The sequence below is a fragment of the Achromobacter sp. RT286_PF genome (assembly GCF_059760425.1).
Genome location: NZ_JCBAMR010000076.1, coordinates 1 through 6305 on the forward strand (window position 1 = coordinate 1; position 6305 = coordinate 6305).

General features: G+C 57.4%; 7 protein-coding genes. 3 read left to right on the forward strand and 4 right to left on the reverse strand.

Translation table 11 applies throughout. The features are described from left to right. Nucleotides 1-140: 140 nt before the first annotated feature. Complete coding sequence (locus tag AC6LJY_RS27825) at nucleotides 141-563, reverse strand: hypothetical protein (protein ID WP_498137228.1); 423 nt, start codon at nucleotides 561-563, stop codon at nucleotides 141-143. 300 nt (nucleotides 564-863) lie between these two features. On the opposite strand from AC6LJY_RS27825, the gene AC6LJY_RS27830 reads away from it, so the two are divergent. The 3 genes from AC6LJY_RS27830 (at nucleotide 864) to AC6LJY_RS27840 (ending at nucleotide 2532) form a co-directional block, all read left to right on the forward strand. Beyond that, complete coding sequence (locus AC6LJY_RS27830) at nucleotides 864-1088, forward strand: DUF6932 family protein (protein WP_498137224.1); 225 nt, start codon at nucleotides 864-866, stop codon at nucleotides 1086-1088. Further along, a complete protein-coding gene (locus AC6LJY_RS27835) occupies nucleotides 1085-1606 on the forward strand; it encodes a hypothetical protein (protein WP_498137225.1) in 522 nt (173 codons plus the stop codon). Before AC6LJY_RS27830 ends, AC6LJY_RS27835 begins: the two co-directional genes overlap by 4 nt. Before the next feature lie 680 nt (nucleotides 1607-2286). Beyond that, nucleotides 2287-2532, forward strand: coding sequence for a hypothetical protein (locus tag AC6LJY_RS27840; protein ID WP_498137226.1), 246 nt, complete (start codon nucleotides 2287-2289; stop codon nucleotides 2530-2532). 60 nt (nucleotides 2533-2592) lie between these two features. Here AC6LJY_RS27840 and AC6LJY_RS27845 read toward each other — a convergent pair whose 3' ends face one another. From AC6LJY_RS27845 to AC6LJY_RS27855, 3 genes are all read right to left on the reverse strand, one after another. Continuing rightward, nucleotides 2593-3165 (reverse strand): cysteine hydrolase family protein, encoded by a 573-nt coding sequence (locus AC6LJY_RS27845; RefSeq protein WP_219992298.1) that lies wholly within the window; start codon nucleotides 3163-3165, stop codon nucleotides 2593-2595. 275 nt (nucleotides 3166-3440) lie between these two features. After that, nucleotides 3441-3929 carry a DUF6708 domain-containing protein gene (locus tag AC6LJY_RS27850; RefSeq protein WP_498137229.1) on the reverse strand — a complete coding sequence of 163 codons (489 nt, stop codon included), beginning with the start codon at nucleotides 3927-3929 and terminating at the stop codon, nucleotides 3441-3443. A 354-nt stretch (nucleotides 3930-4283) separates the two neighbouring features. Beyond that, nucleotides 4284-6305: T6SS effector BTH_I2691 family protein (locus tag AC6LJY_RS27855; RefSeq protein ID WP_498137227.1), on the reverse strand; the 2022-nt coding region annotated here is incomplete at its 5' end.

Below are 6305 nucleotides of genomic sequence, written 5' to 3' on the forward strand. Positions count from 1 at the left end.
TATTTGGCTCGATCGAGCCAAATATGGCCCGACAGGTATCGTTTAAGCCCAAACGCGCGGGGCGCCGCTGCTCGGCAAGACTGGCCCGGCGCGCATCCCCGGTCAGGACAGTTTCAGCGCCCGTGCGCCTACCGCGCCGCCTATTCGTCCGACCGCCAAGACTTCCGGCGTGATTTGCGCGGTTTGGGCACCACCCCCAAACGCGGGTCGCGCGCCAGTGACAGCGCCGCCAGATGTGAGGCCAGCGCCTCGAACGCGTCATCCGACTGCGGTAGATACAGCCACTTGCCCAGCACGGGGTGCGGCAACAGGCTCGGCATCTCTTCGCACAGCGCCGCATGACGCTCGCGCGAAGTGCACACCATGACGCCATTCCAAGGCTCATCACGGTCGGCCACCAACAAATACAGCGCGCCATCCAGATACGCGGCATCGCAGCCAAACATCTTCCGTCGTTGATAATTGGCGTCGCGCTCCAGAGGCTCTAGCACCCACAGCAGCGAATTCTGGCGCGCAGCAAGCTGCTTTTTGGGCGGGGCAAAGAGGTCTGACGATGTAGGCATGATGGCAAGTTTATGCCGATCACGCGCGCCGTTCATCCTGGATTTGTACGCCGCCTGGGAACGGCAGCTAATCCGAGGAAAGCAGTGTCGATTTTGGGCAGGCTACCGTAACGCTACATAAGTAGGACCCATTCACCCCATTCACGGGCCGTTTGTTCGCAAGAATGTGTGCGCCGGGAGTCTATGATGGTTCGTCGCATCGAATAGTGATTTCGACCATTTTTGATATGGCCAAAAGGTCTTCCCAATGGGCTGGACCAGGCAGCGCTCGTAGCCCGGAATCCTCGTCTTTTCGATCAAATGTATGTGAAGGACACCTATCACGTCGATGCCTATTGGGAGGTTTTAGGGCGCCCGCTGAAAGCTGAGTCGGTTCAATCAGTGTCCTACTGGTACAGCATGTGGTCCCACCGAAGAGACGGCGTGTGGAAGGGATTTGTCCAAGTGCAGTTGGAGCCGTCCGAAGATCTCGCCGCCGTTCAAGTGCTAGCTCAAGCCAAAGCAGAGCTTGGAGTCGAGACATGATTAATCGTGATGAATTCCTCATCTCCGAAATCCGACAGCTGGAGCGAATGCTGGAGGATATTCCCGCGTCAGCAGCGATACAACGCATATCGATTGAAAATCGTTTAAACAGGGTTCGTGCTGCGCTCAAGCGGGAGCTGGCGTCGCCAGTACCCCCACGCGTGAAGCTTACCTTCCGAGGACGTCCGACGATCGGTAGCCACGGAATCGCGGCTGACTTTGGGGGAAAGGCAACCATCGCATTTGCTGATGCCTTCGCGGCAGTCGTTGTCGGGCTCAACGACAACCTTCAACTGATGGGGCCAATTCCTGATCGCGAAAAAAACCAGCTTTTGATCACTGGTACGGCCGTGGGTTCGTTTGGGTTCGAATTCGAGCTTCCCGCTGGCGGCCTTTTCCCCGAGCAAGACAATACAGAAGAAGCACTGCGGAAGATGCAGTCTTTGCTAGAGGCCTCCGCCACGGGCAGCGATGACGACGTGGCGGAGTTAGTAGATGCAATCCACCCCGTGCGGTGAAGAAAATCTCTGAGTTCCTATCGGTGTTATCTCAGTACCAGGCCTGGTGCGGCCTGGAGTTCAAGGATCGGATATTCAGATACGACGGCTTCGACCAGCTGACACGTTCTGCCAGCCGGCTTGGCGAAGAGAACATACAAGAAGCGGCGGAATCCTACGCGGGTGAGTTTGTGGGCATCCTTCCCAATTCGCGTACGTTTGAATTTCAGACGGCAGACGGTTTGATCAAAGGCAGGATAGGAGCTTCCATTGAAGATCCCGGCGTGATCCTCCGTGACTGGCTTAAGCGCAGCGTTCACATAACGTTAGCGGTCGTTCACGTTGGCCAAGGGCGCCCTCGGTTTACGCTAAATGATCTTCCCGATCACCGATAGAGCATCGTGTCGAGCAACTGGCTGTGGTCTGCCTCGTCCATACCCACGGTGCTTTGCATGGCCCTGGAGTCAGACCCATCTTGTGATAAAGGCGGACAATGGTGTCAGGCAGCATTTCCAGAAGTGTTATTTGCCGTCTGAATCCATTGAAAAGTTCAAGGTAGCTTAATGATAAAAAGTTCTGCACTCTTCGCTTTATCGACCGCGCTCTTGGCGGGATGCGGTCCAAACAAAATCATTGTGGATCTGCCTTCGCCACAGGGCCAATACCACGTAGAGGTTCGCAAATGCGCTGAGCCCGGCGCCATGTCATCGACTTCGCAAACCCAGGTCTCGGTCCTGAAGTCCGGCGTATCAGAAAACTGCCAGTCTGCGGTGAATGCGTTGGCGCAGTTCCAGTCGTATGCGCCCGACGATCAACTGCAACTGGAATGGTTGTCGGAGGCGGAGCTTCGGGCATGGCATCCCGGATTTGATCCAAAGTCGGGGCCGCGTTCCGCTTTGTATAAGGCGGACAACCCGGTCAAAGTGATATTTGCGCCGGCCAAGTGATTTACACCGCAATGTCGTCGCGCGGCGTCCATGGTGTGCCGCCGTTCGTGGACTCGCGCGCTACGTCAGCAACGCCAACGCGTCAACCAGCGACAGCACGGTGGTGCGCGACGCGAACGCGGTGGAAAACAGGTGCTCGTGCACAATCGAATCCGGGTCGTAGCAGCAGTCTTTGACGGTAAACAATCGGTAGTCTGCGTCGCTGGCATGCGCAATCGACGACAGCATCACGCCAGTGGACGCAATGCCCACCATCAGCAGCGTATCGATGCCTTGTGCCGATAGCCGCAATTCAAGGTCCGTACCAAAAAACACGCTGGCGCGATGCGCGATGATGATCGGCTCGTCGGGCTGCCGGCCCAATTCAGGGGAAATCTGGTCGCCGGTGAAAAGGCCAAGTTGCTTGATGCCTTGCCCGTTCTTGTTTAGCGGACTGACTTCGGGATAGCCCGGACTGAACCGAATCTGGGCGAAATAGATTTTGATCCCTTGCCGCCGTGCCGCGTCGCAAAGCGCGCGCGTATTCGCTAGCAAGGTGGGCGCGACAGAAGGGAACAGGTTGATGATGTCGGTCTGATAATGCATGACCAACAACGCGCTGCGGGCGGGCACGAGGGTGTCTAGGGTGCTCATGGGCGCGGGCTCCACAAGGCGGGCAGTTTCACCGCGGCATACCGCTTCGGTAGTGGCGTCATCGATATCAGGTTCCGGACGGGACTGTATTTTTTAGCACGAGGCGACGGAAACAAGGCAGCTAGACATCTTACAAATGTCCAGCTAAAAAAGTGTCGGACCGCGTTACTCAGACAGCTTTAGCGGTTGTGCAAGTGAGGTGACTTGGACGCCAAGCTAGGTGCGAATTGCGGCGCGGTCACTGGCGGGGGACCGGTATCAAAGTTTCCATCTTTCTAGCCAGGCGCACTACGCGACTCCGCGTCGATTTGCGCCGGCCACCGGACTTTAGGCGCAAGACGCAGCGCAAGGTTGTATGGCGGCACTTCGTCTGGATCGTTGAACGTGTCGACGGGGGGCAATGCGTCGGGTCCGTGCTGCATGTAGGCACGGACGTAATCCCACGAGCTGCCCTCATCCTGGCCCACGCTTAGGGGGAAGCGATCAATGACCTGGTTCGTGCCGGGCTTGACGACGGCGATGGATACGCCCCACGTGAAGATCAAACCGCCTTGCGCGGTGGCGCCGCGTTGGCGCCAGACTTCGGCGCGCAGATCGTCCCAGTTGTAGGTGCGGGTTGTGACGTACCAGCGGGCGAAGGGGTTCCACCATATGTAGTGGAAGCTGTAGACGTAGACCTTGCGGCGCAAGCGATTGAAGCGGATGGGTTCGTCACGGGGAATGGCGGTATCGACCCGAATCATAAAAATGGTCCACCAAAGCATTCCGACCGTAATCGGTATAGCTTTTATAAAGTGAGAAAACCCTGTCCTGCCGATGATGATTTTCGGCACTGCGAATACGAGCCACGCAATGCCGACCAAGGAGAGGATGAGCATAAGCCCGCGCAATTTTTGCCCTCTGCGGCTGATTTCCAAGTGAATGTTGTTCATCGAATTGATGGGGGGCGGGGGATGCGGGCCGTCTAGCCGAGGTGCGGATTCTCCGGGCAAGGTGAGGTCGCAGACCCAACCTGGATGTGGGGCAGCTAACGTAGGTCCGTTGCGAGTGGGGAGATTCTTGGTCGACATTAATTTCCTGGATTGAATCTTGTGCAATTTTTGCAGCGCTCAATATGCTTACCGAGTAGAGATCACCGTTACTTCGGCGTGTCCTCCTTGATCAGCGATATCTGGCCAGTACTTGATTCGAAGCGTTGCAAATTCGATATCAGCCTCGCCGATATCAAGCAAAAGCGAGCCGCCCAGTACACCCGCGTCTCTGGTAGGTCGACGCGTTGCTTGGTCGTCTATTCGATATCCGGGGCGCTTGGGGTGGTCAGATATTTCGCCAATCCTGGGTGAGTTGTGATGCTCTGCAATTACGATTTGCTCAGGCGAGTAGCGCTTCAATGCCAAAGTCATGGCGTATCCCGACTTATTCGGATCCCACATGGGAAGCTTGACGTGATAAGTGAGCGTGGTTCCCCATTGCATTCCTGCGCCGATGGCTGGCAACGTAGATAATCGCGGTGCAAAACGAAATTCGAGATCTGTCTGCATCCCGATCAACACAGCGTTCAGCGCGCTAATGGCTATATCCTTGTCAATATTGGCCGCGGTAGTTTTCTGAGTTTCTAGGTCTTCGCTCGCGTACCTCGGGATGCTGGGGACCGATTTGGCCGAGTTCCACCAGATGGAAGGCGTTTCGTCATGGTTTCCAAAGTAGCAGCGGCGTGCCCATTGTTCGATTGCCGTTGACTCGCTGCCCTTAGCAGAAATGGAAACTGCGTAGGCCAGCATACCCAGGGCGATAGCCCATCCAAGCGGTCCTAGCAATGAGGAGGCGCTCGCCCAAGCCGCGTATGTTGCTGCCAAGCCGGAGGCGGCCGACAGGATGCCAGCATAGATATAGCTGTCTCGTGCTTCGCCATCGCCAGACCGCATTGCTCGTACTGCGGCAGTTCCAAACAGCACCCCCTCAACAACCCCCGACAGAGCACTTGTCACGCCGCCAAAGCGAATCATCCCTTTGCCCAGCGTCAACGCATTCACCGCGCGTACTTCGGCGACAGCGGCTTTCTCCATCGCCCGGGCCACGCTTCTTATTCCCAACCCCGTCGCTTCAATGCTGACGCCCGCCACCCCCACTGCGCTTGCCGCCACGCCCGCGACGGCTTCTGGATATTTGTCTCCGATCACGCGCTCCAGGTCTTGCAGGCTTCTTGCCAGCCCATCTTGCTGAAAGAACAACGCGCCCATGGACAACGCTAAGTCCAAGTTCGCCATCCCGCGTATTCCAACAAAGGCGGTATGCGCCCGTAGCTTTGCATCCGCAGCCGTCGTTCGTAGTTGCCCGGCTATGGCATGTGCCTTCGGTTCCAGGCCGCCAATGCCCACAACCACGCTGCGCCAACCGCCTTCCAGGGTGTCCGCCGTGGCGTTGGACATTGCAGTTAGCTTGTTTTTCAGTCCTTCAGCGGTATCCGCCACCCAGAACGTGGCTTTGAATATGTGGTTCTGTGCCGGACCCGGCAGGGTCAGCATGCCGCTGAATATCAGCGCGCGAGCCTTCTTGCCGGTTTCCTTTGCGGCCTTGTCGTATTCCTGGCGCATCTGTTGAGTGAGTAATTCCTGATACTCGCCCAGCGTCAGTTCGATCTGAACGCGCAGCATTTGGACGCGCTCGCATAGCAGCAGGGCGGCTTGATGCACGGTGGCGGCCACGGGTAGAAGCTGTTCTTGCGCCCGTGCGTCCATCGTCAACATCGCGTTGATCATCGCGCCTTGCAGTTGGCCCACCGCGTCTTTCACGCTGCTGCGTAGATACATCTCACCTTCTTGCGAAGCCGTCACGTCTTTGATTGCGGCATACAGCTTGCCGGAATCATTGGCCTTGAAGCCTTCCGTAAAAGTAGGACGCAGGCCTTCAAGCAGGCGGGCGTTCTTGGCCAGTAGCGCCTGGTACAGAATGCTGTCGGGGTTTTCCAGCAAGGCCTTCCACAGCTGCTGCGTGGGACCAAGATCCGCGCCATCAACCGGGGGCGCTTCGCTGGGGCCGCCGTCCAGGCAGGCTGCCACCATCTTGGTGTACGCCGCTGCCGAGTGCGGATCGGTAGCCGAGTAGTCGTATCGCGCGATGCGCAACCAAGCCAGGGATTG

Bases quoted from the DNA above. Each gene is read 5' to 3' on its own strand.
- AC6LJY_RS27825 (WP_498137228.1), bottom strand. From the start codon at position 563: ATGCCTACATCGTCAGACCTCTTTGCCCCGCCCAAAAAGCAGCTTGCT.
- AC6LJY_RS27830 (WP_498137224.1), top strand. From the start codon at position 864: ATGTATGTGAAGGACACCTATCACGTCGATGCCTATTGGGAGGTTTTA.
- AC6LJY_RS27835 (WP_498137225.1), top strand. From the start codon at position 1,085: ATGATTAATCGTGATGAATTCCTCATCTCCGAAATCCGACAGCTGGAG.
- AC6LJY_RS27840 (WP_498137226.1), top strand. From the start codon at position 2,287: ATGTCATCGACTTCGCAAACCCAGGTCTCGGTCCTGAAGTCCGGCGTA.
- AC6LJY_RS27845 (WP_219992298.1), bottom strand. From the start codon at position 3,165: ATGAGCACCCTAGACACCCTCGTGCCCGCCCGCAGCGCGTTGTTGGTC.
- AC6LJY_RS27850 (WP_498137229.1), bottom strand. From the start codon at position 3,929: ATGCTTTGGTGGACCATTTTTATGATTCGGGTCGATACCGCCATTCCC.